Annotated in this window: 15 protein-coding genes and 1 tRNA gene; 7 read left to right on the top strand and 9 right to left on the bottom strand. The window is 62.5% G+C overall.

Features of this window, described 5'->3' with window-relative positions:
• The first annotated feature begins 122 nt into the window (after positions 1-122).
• Positions 123-3,851, top strand: a complete 3,729-nt coding sequence (locus VFJ08_RS10315) for a pilus assembly protein (protein WP_324997123.1) — start codon at positions 123-125, stop codon at positions 3,849-3,851.
• Positions 3,852-3,853: 2 nt separating this feature from the next.
• Positions 3,854-4,273: a type IV pilin protein gene (locus tag VFJ08_RS10310; RefSeq protein WP_324997122.1), complete on the top strand. Its 420-nt coding sequence runs from the start codon at positions 3,854-3,856 to the stop codon at positions 4,271-4,273.
• A gap of 7 nt (positions 4,274-4,280) precedes the next feature.
• On the opposite strand, the gene lspA is transcribed toward VFJ08_RS10310, so the two are convergent.
• Genes lspA through murJ form a run of 3 tightly spaced genes read right to left on the bottom strand, consistent with a single transcriptional unit; the run spans position 4,281 to position 7,323 of the window.
• Positions 4,281-4,799 (bottom strand): signal peptidase II, encoded by a 519-nt coding sequence (gene lspA / locus VFJ08_RS10305; protein ID WP_324997121.1) that lies wholly within the window; start codon positions 4,797-4,799, stop codon positions 4,281-4,283.
• Entirely contained in the window at positions 4,796-5,734 is a 939-nt protein-coding gene (locus VFJ08_RS10300) for a bifunctional riboflavin kinase/FAD synthetase (protein ID WP_324997120.1), read from the bottom strand. Before VFJ08_RS10300 ends, lspA begins: the two co-directional genes overlap by 4 nt.
• Positions 5,734-7,323, bottom strand: coding sequence for a murein biosynthesis integral membrane protein MurJ (murJ, locus tag VFJ08_RS10295; RefSeq protein WP_324997119.1), 1,590 nt, complete (start codon positions 7,321-7,323; stop codon positions 5,734-5,736). Before murJ ends, VFJ08_RS10300 begins: the two co-directional genes overlap by 1 nt.
• 187 nt (positions 7,324-7,510) lie before the next feature.
• On the opposite strand from murJ, the gene rpsT reads away from it, so the two are divergent.
• Both rpsT and VFJ08_RS10285 read left to right on the top strand, forming a co-directional pair.
• Positions 7,511-7,786, top strand: coding sequence for a 30S ribosomal protein S20 (gene rpsT, locus VFJ08_RS10290; protein ID WP_324997118.1), 276 nt, complete (start codon positions 7,511-7,513; stop codon positions 7,784-7,786).
• A 180-nt stretch (positions 7,787-7,966) separates the two neighbouring features.
• A complete protein-coding gene (locus VFJ08_RS10285) occupies positions 7,967-8,239 on the top strand; it encodes a DUF2442 domain-containing protein (RefSeq protein ID WP_324997117.1) in 273 nt (90 codons plus the stop codon).
• A 20-nt stretch (positions 8,240-8,259) separates the two neighbouring features.
• Here the strand turns inward: VFJ08_RS10285 and proB are convergent, their stop codons facing one another.
• From proB to rplU, 4 genes are all read right to left on the bottom strand, one after another.
• On the bottom strand, positions 8,260-9,387 hold the full coding sequence (gene proB / locus VFJ08_RS10280; RefSeq protein ID WP_324997116.1) for a glutamate 5-kinase: 1,128 nt from the start codon (positions 9,385-9,387) through the stop codon (positions 8,260-8,262).
• Entirely contained in the window at positions 9,374-10,444 is a 1,071-nt protein-coding gene (gene cgtA / locus VFJ08_RS10275; RefSeq protein WP_324997115.1) for an Obg family GTPase CgtA, read from the bottom strand. The genes proB and cgtA overlap by 14 nt, the downstream gene beginning before the upstream one ends.
• A gap of 110 nt (positions 10,445-10,554) precedes the next feature.
• Positions 10,555-10,818, bottom strand: coding sequence for a 50S ribosomal protein L27 (gene rpmA, locus VFJ08_RS10270; RefSeq protein WP_324997114.1), 264 nt, complete (start codon positions 10,816-10,818; stop codon positions 10,555-10,557).
• Between the two features lie 41 nt (positions 10,819-10,859).
• The gene (gene rplU, locus VFJ08_RS10265; RefSeq protein ID WP_324997113.1) at positions 10,860-11,174 is read right to left on the bottom strand and encodes a 50S ribosomal protein L21; all 315 of its coding nucleotides are present in this window, start codon (positions 11,172-11,174) and stop codon (positions 10,860-10,862) included.
• A gap of 161 nt (positions 11,175-11,335) precedes the next feature.
• Between rplU and VFJ08_RS10260 the strand changes: the two genes are divergently transcribed.
• A complete protein-coding gene (locus VFJ08_RS10260) occupies positions 11,336-12,304 on the top strand; it encodes a polyprenyl synthetase family protein (protein WP_324997112.1) in 969 nt (322 codons plus the stop codon).
• Positions 12,305-12,311: 7 nt separating this feature from the next.
• Positions 12,312-12,388: transfer RNA gene (locus tag VFJ08_RS10255), tRNA-Pro, on the top strand.
• A 59-nt stretch (positions 12,389-12,447) separates the two neighbouring features.
• On the opposite strand, the gene VFJ08_RS10250 is transcribed toward VFJ08_RS10255, so the two are convergent.
• On the bottom strand, positions 12,448-13,128 hold the full coding sequence (locus tag VFJ08_RS10250; RefSeq protein ID WP_324997111.1) for a hypothetical protein: 681 nt from the start codon (positions 13,126-13,128) through the stop codon (positions 12,448-12,450).
• 244 nt (positions 13,129-13,372) lie between these two features.
• Between VFJ08_RS10250 and pilB the strand changes: the two genes are divergently transcribed.
• Positions 13,373-15,103: a type IV-A pilus assembly ATPase PilB gene (pilB, locus tag VFJ08_RS10245; RefSeq protein WP_324997110.1), complete on the top strand. Its 1,731-nt coding sequence runs from the start codon at positions 13,373-13,375 to the stop codon at positions 15,101-15,103.
• Positions 15,104-15,208: 105 nt separating this feature from the next.
• Here pilB and clpA read toward each other — a convergent pair whose 3' ends face one another.
• On the bottom strand, positions 15,209-17,476 hold the full coding sequence (gene clpA, locus VFJ08_RS10240) for an ATP-dependent Clp protease ATP-binding subunit ClpA (RefSeq protein ID WP_324997109.1): 2,268 nt from the start codon (positions 17,474-17,476) through the stop codon (positions 15,209-15,211).
• Positions 17,477-17,480: the final 4 nt, after the last annotated feature.

Genomic DNA, 17,480 nt, shown 5'->3' with positions numbered 1-17,480 from the left:
CTCAAGCCGAGGGCAAACCTAAGCCCCAGGATGAGCAACCTCTGGATCTGGCCGACCGGCCGCTGTTCTCCGGCGCCAACGTCAAACCCAACATCATGGTCGCGGTCGACGATTCCGGCTCGATGGATTTCGAGTTGCTGTTTCCGACGAACAACGGTGTTTTGTACTGGTTGCCTTCGGATGATCACGACAACCGGGGGTTCGTGCAAGCCGACGGCAGCTACAACGACGGCGCCGGAATCAGCTATGAGTACGTGTTCCCCAACGGCTGCAACGACAGCGATCCCGGCCCGCGCGATCGCCGCATCTATTGCGGTCCCGGCAGCGGCGCCGTGCCGCCGCTGCCGAAATTCGCGTTTGCCCGCTCGCCCAACTACAACCGCTCTTATTTCAATCCCACGGTAACCTACGAGCCCTGGCCCGATATGAGCGATGCGGACCCGAAGCACGCCTACTTCGACCCGCAGCTCAGAGGCCACTACGCGGACTTGACCCGGCGCGTGGGCCCGGAAGACCCGGCCAAACTCGACGGCCCGAGCCATCCGTTTACTAACGACGGGCTATTCGGGCAATTCTTGATCGTCTCCGGCATGACCATCCCGGCCGGTATCGACTTCAACCTGCACGACGGCAATGGCTGGCAGAGTTCGGGGAATTTTCTAGATTATCTATCCGACGGCGGTTATTATTATCAATATGCCTCAATTGGCTATTTTCCGGCCACGTTTTATCTCGACCCTGCTGCTGAAAAAAAAATAAAACCACCCGACGGCTATATCGGAGACACGCTGTCGGGTTCCGGGCCTGATGGACAACCGCTGATCGGCTATCAAATCAAGCCGGATAATTTCGCTTCGCCCGCGCAATATCAGAACGTCATCCAGAACTTTGCCAACTGGTTTACCTATTATCGCAAGCGCCACTTGGCGGTGCGCGGCGGCATCGCCGCGGCCTTCGGCAAGATCAGCGGCGCACGCGCGGGCGCCTGTACAACCAGTAACGCGATCACTGGCAAGCAAAATCTGGTAATGCGCGATCTGGACGCGTCCAGCGCACGCGCCGCGTTCGTCGATTCGATCCTCGGCATCGATTTCTCACATGTGCGGGGCACTCCCAACCGGCAGGCGCTCAAGTTTCTCGGCCAGCAGCTGGAAACCAACGGCAGCATCATCACCTCGCCCTGCCAACAGAATTTCGCGATCCTGTTCACCGACGGCTACAACTCCGGCACCGTGCAAGGCATCGGCAACGCCGACAAGAACAGCCGAGCCGCCCAACAATACGGCCCGCCGTTTCCGGACGGCTACGCGAATACAATCGCCGACGTGGCGATGCATTATTACGAGGACCTGGGCCCCACGCCCAACGGCACCGCCCGCAATGAGCTACACGTGCCGGTGGCCTGCGAGACCGCCAAACCCCCGCCGTCGCTGGACTGCGAGCAAGATCTACACATGGTCACCTACGGCGTAGTACTGAACCAGCAGGGAGTCTTTTACGATAATCCCAACTATCCTCAGAAAAACGCCGATCCCTACAGCAATCCGCCGACTTGGCCCGCACCGAACACCGGCGTCTACGGCAAGGAACAAATCGACGATCTCTGGCACGCCACCGTCAATACCCGCGGCGAACTGCTCAACGCCAACACGCCGCAGGAAATCGCCCGAAGATTTTCCACCGTGCTGGATAAAATCATCAATACCCCCGGCTCGGGCAGCGGTATCGCCGCCAACAGTCGCAGCCTGTCCAACGACAGTGTGAGTTACCGGGCCAGCTTTAAAAGCGCCCATTGGAGCGGTGAGCTTGCCGCCTATCCAGCCGGACCGGACGATACGGCCAGCACAGCAGAGCCGATCTGGCAGGCCTCGACTCTGCTGACTGACATGAACCCGGACGACCGCGTGATCCTGACGTCGATCCCTCGAAGCTACGGCAAAAGGAACGATAGCATTGCCGTCGCGTTTCGTCCGGATCTGCTTCCTGATACTGACTCTACTGCCAAGTACAGGGCGCAAATTGCCTATATCCGCGGCGACCGCAGCCAAGAACGAAGCCGCGGCGGCACATTCCGCGACCGCCGCAAGAATATTCTCGGCGATATCGTCCACTCGACGCCCGTCTACGTCGGCGCACCGACGCGCGTGCGCTATCCCGTGTACTGGCAGGATTTGCGATATCCGGACAAGTCAATGCCGGAAAATGCCATCGGCGCCTACAGCGACCCCGCCGACGGCACCGGCTTCGCCCAGCAATACGCCGATCGCGAACCGATGGTCTACGTCGGCGCCAACGACGGCATGCTGCATGGCTTCGACGCCAACACGGGGCGGGAAAAGCTCGCCTACGTGCCGAGCGCCGTGCTACTGAATTTAACCAAGCTCACCGACCCGGGCTATACCCACCAATACTACGTGGATGGCAGCCCGGTGGTGGGCGACGCGGTATTCGACGGCGCCTGGCATACGGTGTTGGTCGGCGGCGAGCGCAACGGCGGACGCAGCATTTTTGCACTCGATGTTACCGACCCGTCCAATTTCTCCGAATCCGACCCGGACGGTACGGTGCTCTGGGAATACACCGACGAGGACCTCGGCAAGACCTACGGCAAGCCGTCTATCGTGCGCCTGCACAACGGTGACTGGGCGGCAATGTTCGGCAACGGCTACAACAGCGACCACGGTTGCCCCGTGTTGTATCTGGTGAGCATCAAGAGCGGCAATCTCATTGAAAAAATCACCGCCGACGACGGGCCCGGGAATAGCAACCATTGCAAGGGCGGGGGCAAGCACAAAAACGGCGGCGACGGCCTCAGTTCGCCGTTTCCGGTCGACTTGGATGGCGATTTCATCACCGACTACGCCTATGCCGGCGATTTGGACGGCAACCTCTGGAAGTTCGATCTCACTTCCTCCGATCTCAAGCGATGGCGGGCCACCAAGCTGTTCACCGCTACCGACACCAACGGGGATCCCCAGCCGATCACCACCCAGCCGCAGGTCGGCATCCATCCCTATGGCAAAGACTACGGGGTGATGGTCTATTTCGGCACCGGCAAATATCTGGAAAATGACGACGCCGTCCTGGACGAATCGGTCCACAACAGCATATACGGGATTTGGGATCCCGACGTGTTCACGGCCGACGCGGCCAAACCGGGAAAACCCAAGCCCGGCAAGCAGGCCGCGATCACGCGTGAGGAGTTGACCGCGCAGACCTTGCTCCAGAACGTGTCCGTGGATGGCGCCACTTATCGCGTGGTCAGTGCCAATTCCGTCGCCTATCAGCAAACAGACAATACAAAGGCTAAGCCTTCGCGAAAGCATGACGACGATGAGGATGAAGATGACGACGAGGACGAGGATGACGACGATGAAGACCACCGGCCACCGCCGCCATCAAACGAAGACAGCCAGCGCGGCTGGGTGCTCGACCTAACGCCTGGCGAGCTCGTCATTAGCGATCTGCGGTTGCAAGGCAGCACGGTCAGCCTCAGCACCACGATCCCCAAAACACAACCATGCATTCCGGGTGGTAGCGGCTTTTTCATGTTATTGGACGCGGCAACCGGCGGACGCACCGGTTTTCCGGCGTTCGATTTAAACGGCGACCACCTTTTCAATCAGCAAGATAAGGTAGAAGCGACCGTGGACGGCGAAACCGTCCAGATCGGCGTTTCCGGCATCGGAATCACACAAGGCGCGCCCGGTGCCGCTACATTCATGATCGATCGCGAAAACGACGGCGACCGGGTTGTACTGCCGGCAAGCGACGCGTCGTCGACACAAATCAACGTTAAAACCGATGGACAACCGGACGGCCGTCGTACCTGGCACGAAATCAGGCGCTAGACATGCGAAAAAATAACAAAGGCTTCACGCTGATCGAATTGATGATCGTGGTCGCGATCGTCGGCATCCTGGCGGCAATCGCTTATCCGCTATATCTGAACCAGGTGCGCGAAGCACGGCGCGTCGACGCCAAGAGCTCGCTGTTGAAGGCCGCCAACCGCGAGGAGCAATACTACGCGGTCAAGCACCAGTATACGGGTGAATTGGCCGATCTGGGCGTTAACGGCACGACCGAAAACGACGCCTATTCGATCAGCGCATCCAGCAACGGTAGCCAAAATTACACGATCACGGCCAAGGCCGTCGGCGATCAGGAAAACGACACCTGCCGAACGTACACGCTCGATCAGACCGGGGCGAAGAAAGCCTGGACCGGCGCGCAGCCGGGCCAGGGCGACAACGTCTCCGACGAGTGCTGGTAGCCAGGCGCTATGCGCGGCGACGCGGCAGCAGCATGTCGAGCACGATCAGCGCGGCGCCGACGCAGATCCCACAGTCGGCGATGTTGAACGCCGGGTAGTGCCAGGCGCCGATATGGAAGTCGACGAAGTCCACGACGAAGCCGCGCGTCGCCCGGTCGATGGCGTTGCCGAGCGCGCCGCCGGCCACCAGGCTGAGTGCTGCGGCCAGCAGCCGGCTGTCGTGCGGATGACGCCGCATCCAGACCAGAATCCCGACGACCACGGCGATGCTCAAGCCGACGAACAACCACGGCGTCGCGCCGCGCAAAATCGAAAACGCCGCGCCGGTGTTGTGCACGAGCGTGAGGTTGAGCCAAGGCAGCAACGGCGTCGATTCGTAGAGCGCGAAATGATTGGCGACCAATTGCTTGGTCACCTGATCGGCGGCGATGACCAGCGCGGACAGCCAGAACCAGTGGACATTCTGCAGTTCGAAACCGCGCTCGGCTCCGGACTCGTCTTGGGGCTCGTCTTGAGATTGGCTCATCGTGAACTCGTGTTGGCCAGGAGCCGCCGGACCTCGGCGACATCGGTATGCATCTGACGTGTCAACGCCTCGAGCGAATCGTAGTGCGCTTCGGCGCGAACGAAGTGGTCGAAGAATACGTCAATCCGTCGGCCATATAAATCGCCGGAGAAATCGAGCAGGTAGGTTTCCAACAGCTCGTCGCGCCCATTGACCGTCGGGCGCACGCCAAAACTGGCGGCGCCGGCGTGCTCGCTGCCATCGGCCAGCCGCACCCGTACCGCGTAGACCCCGTAACGCAGCGCCGCCGGCCGCTCCAGCCGCAGGTTGGCGGTGGGAAATCCGAGCGTACGCCCGAGTCGTTCGCCGCCGATCACGCGGCCGGTTACCCGATAAGCCCGGCCGAGCAGCCGCGCCGCGCCGGGCACATCGCCCTCGTTCAGGCACTCGCGCACACGGGTCGAGCTTACGCGGTCGCCGTCGACATAGACATCGGGCACCGGCAGCAGTTCGACCCCGCGCCGGTCGGCGAAACGCTCCAGGGTATGAATACCGCCCGCCCGACGATGGCCGAAACGGAAATCGCGGCCGACCAGGATCGCGCGCGCGCCGAGCCGCCGCTCGATCAGATCATCGAGAAATGCCTCGGGCGACAATTTGGCGAACGCCCGATCGAAGCGCGCCCGCACAAAAACATCGATGCCGAAGCAAGCCGCGTCTTCCATCTTCTCGCGTAGCGAGGACAGGCGCGGCGGCGGATCGTGCGGCAAGAAGAAAGCCCTGGGGGTCGGGTCGAAGGTCATCAGCGCGGCCGGCAGCCCAAGCTCGGCGGCACGCTCGCGCGCACGCTCGATCACGGCCTGATGACCGCGGTGCAACCCGTCGAAATTGCCGATCGTCAACACGCAGCCGCTAGCGCTTGCCGGTGCCGTACGTATGGAACGGATGATGCGCATCAACCGTGCTCTCCGATCACTGACTTTGTGCCGTTGTCCAGCCGGAACTGGTGCGGCCTGATGCCGAGCAGCCCGAGCACGACGAAATAAATCGCGACACCCACGCCGATCCATGCCGCCAGACAGCCCACGCGCACGAGCGCGCTGCGCGATATCCAAACCGCCGTGGTCGCGGTGCCGATATGCAGCACCACAGCCATTACGATGCACCCCAGCACCACGCGCCACAACAGCGCGGCCCAGCCAACGCCCGGCTGATAGGCGCCGCTGGCGCGCAGATGGCGAAACAGCAAAGCGGCGTTGACGAACGCGCCCAGCGAGCCGGCGAGCGCCAGCCCGGCATGCGGCGCGGGCCAGTGCATCAACTCGAAAATGCCCACGAAGATCAGATTCATCGCCATCGCGCTGGCCATGGAAATCACGCCGCAGCGCACCGGCGTACGCGAATCCTCGCGTGAGAAAAAACCGGTCACCAATACCTTGACCAACGAAAACCCCATGAAACCGAATGAATACGCCATCAGCGCATACTGGGTCATCAAGGTGTCGTGGGCGTTGAACGACCGATAGTTGAACAATGTCGCGACCAGTGGCCCGGCAAGAACGAATAGCCCGGCCATCGCCGGCAGTCCGAGCAGCGCCAGCAGCTTGAGCGCCCAGTCCAAAATGGCCGAAAACTCGGCGACGGATGCGCTGGCGTGGCGCGCGGAAAGCGTCGGCAGAATCACGGTCGCGATCGCCACCGAGAATATGCCGAGCGGGAACTGCATCAGCCGGTCGGCATAATAGAGCCAGCTCACACTGCCGGCCGCCAGAAACGAAGCCACGATAGTATCCAACAGCAGCGTGATCTGGGCCACCGATGAACCGAACATGATCGGCAGCATCAAACGCAGAATGCGCCGGACTTTCGCATCCACCCAGCCCCAGCGCGGCCGCGGCAGCCGGTCGATGCGCATCAAGAACGGAATTTGAAACGCCAACTGCGCCACGCCGGCGATGAACACGCCGACCGCCAGCGCGATCTCCGGACGGGCGAACAGGGGCGACAGACCGAGCGCCGCGCCGATCATGCAAATATTGAGCAGAACCGGCGTGACCGCGGGTACAGCAAATTGGCCGTAAGTGTTGAGGATACCGCCGGCCAGGGCGGTCAGCGAAATGAACAGCAGATAGGGGAAAGTGATCCGTAGCAGATCGACCGCGAGCGAGAACTGATCCGGCGAGTCGGCAAAACCCGGCGCGAACGCATAGATCAAAAGCGGCGCGCCGATCACGCCGATCACCGTCAACCCGATCAGAATCACGCCAAGCGTGCCGGCCACCGCCGAAACCAGCGCCTTGACCGCATCGCCGCTTTCCTGGTCGCGCGTCGACGACAGCACCGGCACGAAAGACTGGGCGAACGCGCCCTCGGCGAACAGCCGGCGCAGGAAATTGGGGATCTTGAAGGCGACGATAAATGCGTCCATCGCCGGCCCGGCGCCGAACATCACGGCCAACACCACATCGCGCACGAAGCCCAGAATGCGCGAGCAGAACGTCATCGCGCCGACAACGCTGGTCGACCGGGCCAGGGATGAAGCCATAAAACTGCCGGAAGCCGAAACGCTGCGCACTATAGCCTTATTATTCCGGCGATCAAACAGCCGAACTTTCTCAGCTTGATCGCAGCGGAAAGACGCCGAAAGATGACGGGTCGATGTTGACAACACGCACGCAAACCACGATAATCGCGCGCCTTTCCGGCATCCAAACTCTATTCAGGAGCTGTCCGTGGCAAATACTGCCCAAGCCCGCAAACGCGTCCGCCAGGCCACCAAGCACCGTCAGCGCAATATGGCGCAACGTTCGCTGGTGCGCACGCATATCAAAAAGGTGCAGAAAGCCATTGGCGCGAACGATCTGCCGGGCGCGCAGGAAGCCTTCAAGAATGCGGTTCCCATCATCGACCGCATGGCCGGTAAGGGGCAGATCCACCGCAACAAGGCCGCGCGCCACAAGTCGCGCCTGAATGCACAGATCAAGGCGATGGCGCAAGCGACAGGCTAAACGACGGCCAGGCTTGAGCCAGCGCACAACGAACATGCAAACCCGCCGCTCGCTCGGCGGGTTTTTTTATGTTCATCGCAGATTAGCCGAACACTACAAGCACCGGTTTTTCAGCCCACGAGCTTAACGATCTATTCAAGCTGGTTGACGCGCATTAACAGACGTTAGTGGAGGCATGGAATGAGTTCTTTAGCACTTGATACGATTCCACATGCGACTCAAGTAAGATGTACGGCCGAAGAGCTCGTGGTTTTCCTTAATGACGGTCGTGTGCTGTCGGTTCCACTCGTATGGTTTCCTCGACTTGCACGTGCTAATCCCGAGCAACTGTCGAACTTCGAGCTGCTTGACGAAGGAGAAGGTATTCACTGGCCTGGCCTTGATGAAGACATATCGGTTCTAGGTCTTTTAGAGGGGAGAAAGTCGGTGGAATATCGTGCATCGGGAACCTAATAAGGCACTATCGATTCCGATCAGACGGTGACCAGATTGTCCCGGTGGATCAGTTCCGGCTCACGGTCGTAGCCGAGAATCGCCGGAATCCGCTCGCTGGGCTGGCCGGCCAGGAGACGCGCCTCGCGCGCATCATAGTTGGTCAGTCCGCGCGCGATTTCACAGCCCTCCGGGGCGACACAAGCGACCAGATCGCCACGCCGGAAATCACCTTCGATACGCGTCACGCCGATCGGCAGCAGACTTCGCCCCGCATCGCGCAACACGCGCGCCGCGCCGGCATCCACATAGACCCGGCCGCGTACGCGGCGCTGTCCGGCCAGCCAGTTCTTGCGCGCGGCCCGGCGTTCGCCGGGCCGTGGCGTGAGCAGGCTTCCCAGCTTTTCGCCCGCCGCGATACGCGCGAGCACGCGCGGCGTGCGCCCATCGACGATCACCGTCGTCGCGCCCGAATCCGCTGCCTGCCGGGCGGCGAGAATCTTGGTCTGCATGCCGCCGCGGCCGAGCGCGCCGCCGCGCGCGCCGGCCATGGTCAGCAACTCGGGCGCATAGGCTTCGATTTCATCGATGAGGGTGGCGTCCGGGTTGGCGCGCGGGTCGGCATCGAACACCCCGGCTTGATCGGTCAGGATGATCAGCCCTTCCGCGTCGATCAGGTTGACCGCCAGCGCGGCGAGCGTATCGTTATCACCCACGCGGATCTCGTCCATCGCGATGGCGTCGTTTTCGTTGACGATGGGCACGACGCCAAGCCCGAGCAGCGTCATCAGCGTGCGGCGTGCGTTCAGATAGCGCCCGCGGTGAGAGACATCATCGTGCGTGAGCAGAACCTGGGCGGCGCGCCGGTCGAAGGCGGAAAAAGCCCGGCCATAGGCCTCGACCAGCCCGGCCTGGCCCACCGAAGCCGCAGCCTGCAGTTCGTCCAGCCGCGAGGGCCGCGCTCGCCAGCCAAGCCGGGCCATGCCCTCGGCCACCGAACCGGAGGATACCAGCACCACCTCGCTGCCCCCGGCCGCCAACGTCGCGATCTGGCCGGCCCATTCATCCAATCGCGCGCGATCCAGCCCCCGGCCGTCGGCGGTCAGCAGCGCGCTACCGATCTTGACAACCCAGCGTCGAACGCTGGGCAATGCCTCACGCGCGCTCATCGTCGGGCGATCCGGAGACGCTTTCTTTGCTTACGGCCTGTGTTTCGGCAGCGGCCGCCTCGAGTGCATTCATCGCCGCGTCGATCAGCACATGCAGCGAATCGGGCCGAATCGCCGATATCGTATAGATTGGGCCCGGCCAGTCCAGTTCGGCGACGACCCGTTCGCGCAGTTCGTCCACGGCCTCGGGTTCGAGCGCGTCGATCTTATTCAACAGCAACCAGCGCGGGCGCTCGGCCAGCACCGGGTTGAAACGTTCGAGCTCTTCGCTGATGGTCCGGATCTGCGCGACCGGATCACGGCCCTCGATATCGGCCGCATCGACCAAGTGAAACAATAGCCGGGTGCGCTGCACATGACGCAGGAACCGGTGGCCGAGCCCGATGCCCTCGGCCGCACCCTCGATCAGCCCCGGCAGATCGACCAGCGTGAAGCTGCGAAGCGGCCCCGCACTCACCACGCCGACCTGGGGCACGAGCGTGGTGAACGGATAATCCGCGATGCGTGGCCGCGCCGCCGAAATAGCCGATAGCAACGTGGATTTTCCCGCGTTCGGCAGGCCGACGAGGCCGATATCGGCCAGCAGCTTCAGCTCCAGGCGCAGTTCGCGAACCTCGCCCGGGGTGCCGTCGGTCGTCTTGCGCGGCGCTTGATTGGTGCTCGACTTGAAGCGTGCGTTACCCAGCCCGTGGTAGCCGCCCTTCGCCACGCACAGCGTTTCGCCGTCGCGCGTCAGATCGCCGATCAACTCCTGGGTCTCGCGGGCGTAGCAGAGCGTACCGACCGGTACCGGAAGATAACGATTTTCGCCCTTCGCGCCGGTGCGGTTCTTGCCTGCGCCGTTCGCGCCGCGCTCGGCCTTGAACACGCGGTTGATACGGTAATCGTAGAGCGTGTTCAGATTGTGATCGGCGATCAGGTAGACGCTGCCGCCGTCGCCGCCGTCGCCGCCGTCCGGCCCGCCGTGCGGCACGTATTTTTCGCGCCGGAAACTCAGGCAGCCATGACCGCCGTCGCCGGCTTCCACGCGAAGATTGGCTTCATCAACGAATTTCATGCGATCCGCCCTCAGCGCGGGATGATGAACGGCTTATCGATGCGGCACAAGCGAACATAAAAAAGCCCCGCCGAAGCGAGGCTTTCGCGATCGCGAGCGGCGAAACTTTATCAGTCAGCGGCCGGAACGACCGAGATGAACTTACGGTTCCGCGGCCCCTTGACGGCGAAGTTCACGGTGCCGTCGACGCCGGCGTAGAGCGTGTAGTCCTTACCGGTGCCGACGTTGGCGCCCGCATGGAAGGTGCTGCCGCGCTGGCGCACGATGATATTGCCGGCCCGGACCTGCTGGCCACCGAATTTCTTCACGCCGAGGCGTTTCGATTCGGAATCGCGACCGTTGCGGGTGGAACCGCCTGCCTTTTTATGTGCCATGACTGTATTCCTCCGATTCGAGGGTATCGATTACGGGTCGCTTATGCGCCCGGAATCGCGGTGATCTTGAGCTGCGTATAGTGCTGGCGGTGGCCGTGCTTGCGACGATATTTCTTGCGACGCTTGAATTTGATCACTTCGATCTTGTCGGCACGGCCATGATTCTGCACATCGGCCGAAACCGCCTTGCCGTCGAGCACCGGGGTGCCGACCTGGACGTTATCGCCGTCGGAAATCAGCAACACGTCGGACAGCTCGATCGTGCTGCCGGTTTCGGCGTCGAGCTTCTCGACGCGTACCACATCGCCTTCAGCGACCCTGTACTGTTTTCCGCCGGTACGGATTACCGCGTGCATGTCCACTCCAAACGCAGATTGCGGGCGCATACGGCCCGTTTAAAGAGCGCGAATGATACGGCTTCGCGGCGTGCCGGTCAACGCCTGCCCGCGCCTTCCCGTTTCTTGACAGAATGCGGCCGCAGCCCTAACTTTGCCGCTGTTTTTACGATTTCGGACCGATGATTATCCAGCCGCTGTTCCAGCCGGTCGACGATGACATGCGCGCGGTCGACGCGCTGATCCGTGAGCGGCTGAGTTCCGACGTCGTTCTCATCAACACGTTGGGCGAATACATCATCTCCAGCGGCGGCAAACGCATCCGTCCCGCGCTCGTCGTACTCGCCGCCCGCGCCGCCGGTTACGTCGGCGAGGCCCATCATCTGCTGGCGGTGATCATCGAGTTCATCCATACCGCCACCCTGTTGCACGACGATGTGGTCGACGAGTCCACGTTGCGCCGGGGGCGTGAAACCGCCAACAACGTCTGGGGCAACGGCGCCAGTGTGCTCACCGGCGATTTCCTGTACTCGCGCGCGTTCCAGTTGATGGTGGAACTCGACTCGTTCGAGGTGATGAAGGTGCTGGCCGACGCCACCAACCGCATTGCCGAAGGCGAAGTCATGCAACTAATACACACGCATGACCCGGACCTGTCGGAACAGGATTATCTCGAGGTCGTCGATCGCAAGACCGCCAGCCTGTTCTCGGCCGGCTGCCGTCTGGGCGCGCTGCTCGCCGGCCGCACGCCCCGCGAATGCCAGGCCATGGCGGATTTCGGGCGCCATCTCGGCGTCGCGTTCCAGGTCGTGGACGATGCGCTCGACTACGGGCACGGCGACCACACCTATGGCAAGAATCTGGGTGACGATCTGGCCGAGGGCAAGACCACCCTGCCCCTGATCTGTGCGCTGGCGCGTTCCGAAGAGGCCGATGCGGCACCGTTGCGCCGGGCGATCCGCGATGCCGACCTCGGCGCCATGGATTCTATTAAAAAGGCCATTGAATCCACGGATGCGATGACATACACTTTTGGCCGCGCCGACGAGGCTGCCCGGAGCGCTATCGATTGCCTGGCCCCGTTCGAGTCGTCGCAGTTCAAGGATTCCTTGGTTTCACTGGCCGAATTTTCGGTTCAGCGCCGATCCTGAACAGTATCGGAGTATAGCTCAGCTTGGTAGAGCGCCACCTTCGGGAGGTGGAGGTCGTAGGTTCAAATCCTGCTACTCCGACCATTTTCAGCCGCTGCCGTACCCGGCGACATGGCGCTTTCGGCGTCTAATCGGGGCGAACCCTAAAAGAACGATTTGTTGTTCTCGATCCAGTATTGTCTCCGCGCGACATAATCAGCCGGATATTGCGCCTGTTCGATCGGGGGCAGCGCGTTGTAGTAATCGATACAAGCCTGGAAGAACTCGTCGTTCCGGCCGGTCGCACGGTATTCGGCTTGAGCGGCAGCTACGACTTTCTTGCTCCAAGCCTCATATCGATCATATTGCTCCAGCCAAGCCGCGCGGCGCTCGTTCGTAGTATAGCTGCCGCTGTCGTCGTACATCACCAGCGTGAGCTGATGGTCCGACAGCTTTTTGAACGGATTCCCCGTAGCGCCGCCCCGGCCGTAGTCTTGGGCAAAGGCGGTTGCCTGCTTGGCCCGAGCCAGCAACGCGGGGTCATCGGTATCGGGCACTTCGCGCGCCGCGGCGGCCGCATTATAGGCCGGTCCGCTGAATTGATTTCGTAATAGCGTCGCTTTTCCGGCTAGTTCCGCCCGGCTCATGGCGGGCTCGCGCCGTTTCGCGCGGACCACGCTTTGCGCGAGTTGACGCCTGGTGGCGCGCAGCGAAACATCGCCCTGAGAGACGTTATCGAACTTGAAGTTCGATGCGGTACGCTCGTCGGGCGCGAAGCCCGCACGCTCGGCGTTTTCGGGTCTTGCCGCAGCGGTTAATACGTTTGTGTCAATGCCGATGGCCACTATGCGCTCCGGTTTGCGAATATCTATCTCTGCGCCTATCGGCCACCGGGTCGGGAGCTTGAATTACAGCGCCGGTTCGAGCCGAGGCTTTCATGATCGGCCGCCGATGAGCGAATCGGCGGATTCGGCGCATGACATGCGCCCAATAAACCGCCTACAATCGAATCCGCCATTTGTACGTGCCACACGGCGTACCCGGCGGCCGGATCGAGCGGATCGGCCACTATTCGTACGTCGCGCAACCATGCCGAAAACCCAACGCCCGACGCGTCAAACGGCCCTCGGCGGCCTAGCGCGACAACTCGTCGAAGACGGCCTCATCGAACACGAGGAAGCGCTTCGTATTCAGAGCGAAGCCCAGCTTAACGAAGAGTCGTTCGTCGCCCGCGCCGTGGCCACGCGCGCGCTGAGTGCGGCGGTTCTGGCGCGCGCGCTGGCGCATGCGTTTTCCATGCCCCTGCTCGATCTGCGCGCCGTGAATCTCGATCACGCACCGGTCGACGCCGCGCCCGAGAGCCTGATCCGCAAGCACAGCGCCCTACCGATCTTTGGCCGCGGGCGTACGCTGTATCTCGCCGTCGCCGACCCCACGAATCTTCAGGCCCTGGACGAGTTCCGGTTCAACACCGGCCGGCATATCGAAGCCGTACTGGTCGAACAGGACAAGCTCGAACGTGCGATCGAGACGCGCTTCAATGCGCTCGACAGCGTCATGGCCGGGCTCGACGATGTCGCGCTGGACAATCTCGCGGTCGAACAGGACAGCGGCGAGACCAGCGGTGCCGAGTCGCTGCGGGCCGATGCCGACGACGCCCCGGTGGTGCGGTTCGTCAACAAGGTGCTGCTGGATGCGATCAACCGCGGCGCATCGGACATCCATTTCGAACCGTACGAGCAGCGCTATCGCGTACGCCTGCGCCAGGACGGCGTGCTGCAAGAGGTCGCCTCGCCGCCGGCCGCCCTCGGCATGCGCCTGTCCGCCCGTCTCAAGGTCATGGCGCGCCTGGATCTGGCCGAGCGCCGTATCCCGCAGGACGGACGCATCAAGCTGAGTCTGTCGAAGAACCGGTCGATCGACTTCCGTGTCTCGACCTGTCCGACGCTGCACGGCGAGAAGATCGTGCTGCGAATTCTCGATCCTACCAGCGCCCAAATGGGCATCGAGGCGCTGGGCTACGAAGATCACCAGCGCGCGATCTTCGAAACGACCATCCACAAGCCCTACGGCATGGTGCTGGTCACCGGCCCGACCGGCAGCGGTAAGACGGTGTCGCTGTACACCGCGCTCAATATCCTCAATACCGCCGATCGCAACATTTCGACCGCGGAGGACCCGGCCGAAATCAACCTGCCGGGCGTCAACCAGGTCAACGTGCAACCGCGCGTCGGTCTGACCTTCGCCACTTGCCTGCGCGCGTTTCTGCGTCAGGATCCCGACGTCATCATGGTCGGCGAGATCCGCGATCTGGAAACCGCGGAAATCGCGATCAAGGCCGCCCAAACCGGGCATATGGTGCTGTCGACGGTGCATACCAACGACGCGCCGCAGACGCTCACCCGCTTGATCAACATGGGCGTTCCGGCCTATAACATCGCCGCCTCGGTCACTCTGATCATCGCGCAGCGGCTGGCGCGCCGTTTGTGTCCGCAGTGCAAGACCGCGGCCGAGATTCCGCCGGACGCGCTGGTTGAGGAAGGCTTTGCCGCCGACGAACTCGATCAACTCACGGTCTACGAAGCCAATCCCAAAGGCTGCGATCATTGCACCGGCGGCCACCGCGGGCGCATCGGCGTCTACCAGGTCATGCCGGTCACCGACGCCATCGGCCAGATCATCATGTCGGGCGGCAACGCCGACAATATCGAGCGCCAGGCCGAAAGCGAAGGCGTGCTCACGCTGCGCCAGGCCGGGCTCAACAAGGTGCGCGCCGGCATCATCAGCCTGGCCGAACTCAACCGCGTAACGGTGGAATAGCCCTAAAAAGCCCGGGCGGAAACCCGCCCGGGTTGATTCCACACCCGGCCCGAAGCCGGTACGCGCTCGTCGTACCGGCTTCTTTTTCCTTCAAATCCGTGTCGTTCAGGCTTGCTCGGGCATCTTCTCGTTCGACGACACGTCCAGATCGAGTTCGCCGTCGACCACGCGGACCACGACGCGCCCGCCGTTGGCCAGTTCGCCGAACAACAACTCCTCGGCGAGCGGCTTCTTGATGTTTTCCTGGATCACGCGGCCCATCGGGCGCGCGCCCATCTGCTCGTCGTAACCGCGTTCGGCCACCCAAGCCCGGGCTTCCGGCTCGACCACCAACTCCACGTTGCGCTCCTCGAGCTGTGCTTCGAGTTGCAGGACGAACTTGTCGACCACGCGCTCGACCACCTCGCCCTTGAGCGCCGCGAACTGGATGATCGAATCCAGCCGGTTACGAAACTCCGGCGTGAAACCGCGGCGGATCGCTTCCAGGCCGTCCGAGCTGTTGTCGCTCGGATTGAAGCCGATACCGCGGCTCGCCATCGCCTCGGCGCCGGCGTTGGTCGTCATCACGAGAATCACGTTGCGGAAATCGGCCTGCCGGCCGTTGTTGTCGGTCAGGGTGCCGTGATCCATGACCTGCAACAGCAGGTTGTAGATATCCGGATGCGCCTTCTCGATCTCGTCGAGCAGCACCACCGAGTGCGGCTGCTTGGTGACCGCCTCGGTGAGCAGGCCGCCCTGGTCGTAGCCGACATAGCCGGGCGGCGCGCCGATCAGGCGCGACACCGTATGCCGCTCCATATATTCGGACATATCGAAGCGGATCAGATCGACCCCGAGATGCAGCGCCAACTGGCGCGTGACCTCAGTCTTGCCTACACCCGTCGGGCCGGCGAACAGGAAGGAGCCAATCGGCTTATCGCGGTTATCCAGGCCGGATCTGGACATTTTGATCGCGCTGGCCAGCGAGTCGACCGCTTGATCCTGACCGAAGATGACCAGCTTGAGATCGCGGTCCAGCGTGCCGAGCACCGCGCGATCGTCCCGGGAAACCGTCTTGGACGGAATCCGCGCGATGCGCGAGACCATTTCCTCGATATCGCGTACCTGCACCGTCTTGCGCCGCTTGGTCGACGGGCGCAGGCGCAGGCGCGCGCCCGCCTCGTCGATCAGGTCGATCGCCTTGTCCGGCAGGTGCCGGTCGTTGATGTGACGCGCCGCCAATTCGGCCGCCGCCTCCAGCGCCGGCTGCGTGAAACGCACCTGATGATGTTCCTCGAAGTGGTTCTTCAACCCCTTGAGGATCTGCACCGTGTCGGCCACGCTCGGCTCCGGCACGTCCACCTTCTGGAACCGGCGCGCCAGCGCGCGATCCTTTTCGAAAATGTTGCGGAATTCCTGATAGGTGGTCGCACCCATGCAGCGCAACTCGCCCGAGGCCAGCTTCGGCTTGAGCAGGTTGGACGCGTCCATGACGCCGCCCGAGGCCGCACCCGCGCCGATCACGGTATGGATCTCGTCGATGAACAGCACCGCGCCCTTCTGTTTGCCGAGTTCCGCGAGCACACCCTTGAGGCGCTTCTCGAAATCGCCGCGGTATTTGGTGCCGGCGATCAGCGCGCCGAGATCCAGCGCGTAGATCACGCTTTTCGACAGAATATCCGGGACGCGGCCTTCCACGATCATGTTGGCCAGGCCTTCGGCGATCGCGGTCTTGCCGACGCCCGCCTCGCCGACCAGCAACGGATTGTTCTTGCGTCGGCGGCACAGGGTCTGAATCACCCGCTCGATCTCGTGCTCGCGACCGATCAACGGATCCACGTCGCCTTCGGCGGCCCGGCGGTTGAGATTGGTCGCGTACTGTTCCAGCGGCGATGCGTTGGATTCGCCGCTGTCGTCGGTCTGGGCCTGGCCGGCGCCGCCGGCGTCGCCCGACTCCTCGCCCGACTTGTTCACGCCGTGCGAGACGAAGTTGACGACATCCAGCCTGGTCACGTCCTGTTCGCCGAGCAAGTAGACGGCATGCGACTCCTGCTCGGAAAAGATCGCGATCAGCACGTTGACCGCGGTCACTTCTTTCTTGCCGGAGGACTGGACATGATAGACCGCGCGCTGCAACACGCGCTGAAAGCCCAGCGTCGGCTGGACCTCATGATCCTCGCCCGCCGGCACAACCGGTACGTGCGTATCGATGTAGTTCTTGAGCTCGCGCTCGAGACGTTGAATATCCGTGTTCACGGCCTCGAGCACCTCGATCACTGCCGGGTTGTCCAGCAACGACATCAACAAATGCTCGACGGTGAGCATTTCGTGATGCTGACGGCGCGCGACCATGAAGGCGGCGTCGAGTGCAGTCTGCAGTTCTTGGCTGAGCATTTTG

Origin of the sequence: Salinisphaera sp. (assembly GCF_035690525.1) — a bacterium.
GTDB lineage: Bacteria > Pseudomonadota > Gammaproteobacteria > Nevskiales > Salinisphaeraceae > Salinisphaera.
The sequence above is the reverse complement of the archived record's forward strand: the minus strand, read 5'-3'. Positions and strand labels throughout refer to the sequence as shown.

Coding starts and splice junctions, on each gene's coding strand:
- VFJ08_RS10315 (WP_324997123.1), top strand. CDS start 123: ATGGATTTCGAGTTGCTGTTTCCGACGAACAACGGTGTTTTGTACTGG.
- VFJ08_RS10310 (WP_324997122.1), top strand. CDS start 3,854: ATGCGAAAAAATAACAAAGGCTTCACGCTGATCGAATTGATGATCGTG.
- lspA (WP_324997121.1), bottom strand. CDS start 4,799: ATGAGCCAATCTCAAGACGAGCCCCAAGACGAGTCCGGAGCCGAGCGC.
- VFJ08_RS10300 (WP_324997120.1), bottom strand. CDS start 5,734: ATGCGCATCATCCGTTCCATACGTACGGCACCGGCAAGCGCTAGCGGC.
- murJ (WP_324997119.1), bottom strand. CDS start 7,323: ATGGCTTCATCCCTGGCCCGGTCGACCAGCGTTGTCGGCGCGATGACG.
- VFJ08_RS10285 (WP_324997117.1), top strand. CDS start 7,967: ATGAGTTCTTTAGCACTTGATACGATTCCACATGCGACTCAAGTAAGA.
- proB (WP_324997116.1), bottom strand. CDS start 9,387: ATGAGCGCGCGTGAGGCATTGCCCAGCGTTCGACGCTGGGTTGTCAAG.
- cgtA (WP_324997115.1), bottom strand. CDS start 10,444: ATGAAATTCGTTGATGAAGCCAATCTTCGCGTGGAAGCCGGCGACGGC.
- rpmA (WP_324997114.1), bottom strand. CDS start 10,818: ATGGCACATAAAAAGGCAGGCGGTTCCACCCGCAACGGTCGCGATTCC.
- rplU (WP_324997113.1), bottom strand. CDS start 11,174: ATGCACGCGGTAATCCGTACCGGCGGAAAACAGTACAGGGTCGCTGAA.
- VFJ08_RS10260 (WP_324997112.1), top strand. CDS start 11,336: ATGATTATCCAGCCGCTGTTCCAGCCGGTCGACGATGACATGCGCGCG.
- pilB (WP_324997110.1), top strand. CDS start 13,373: ATGCCGAAAACCCAACGCCCGACGCGTCAAACGGCCCTCGGCGGCCTA.
- clpA (WP_324997109.1), bottom strand. CDS start 17,476: ATGCTCAGCCAAGAACTGCAGACTGCACTCGACGCCGCCTTCATGGTC.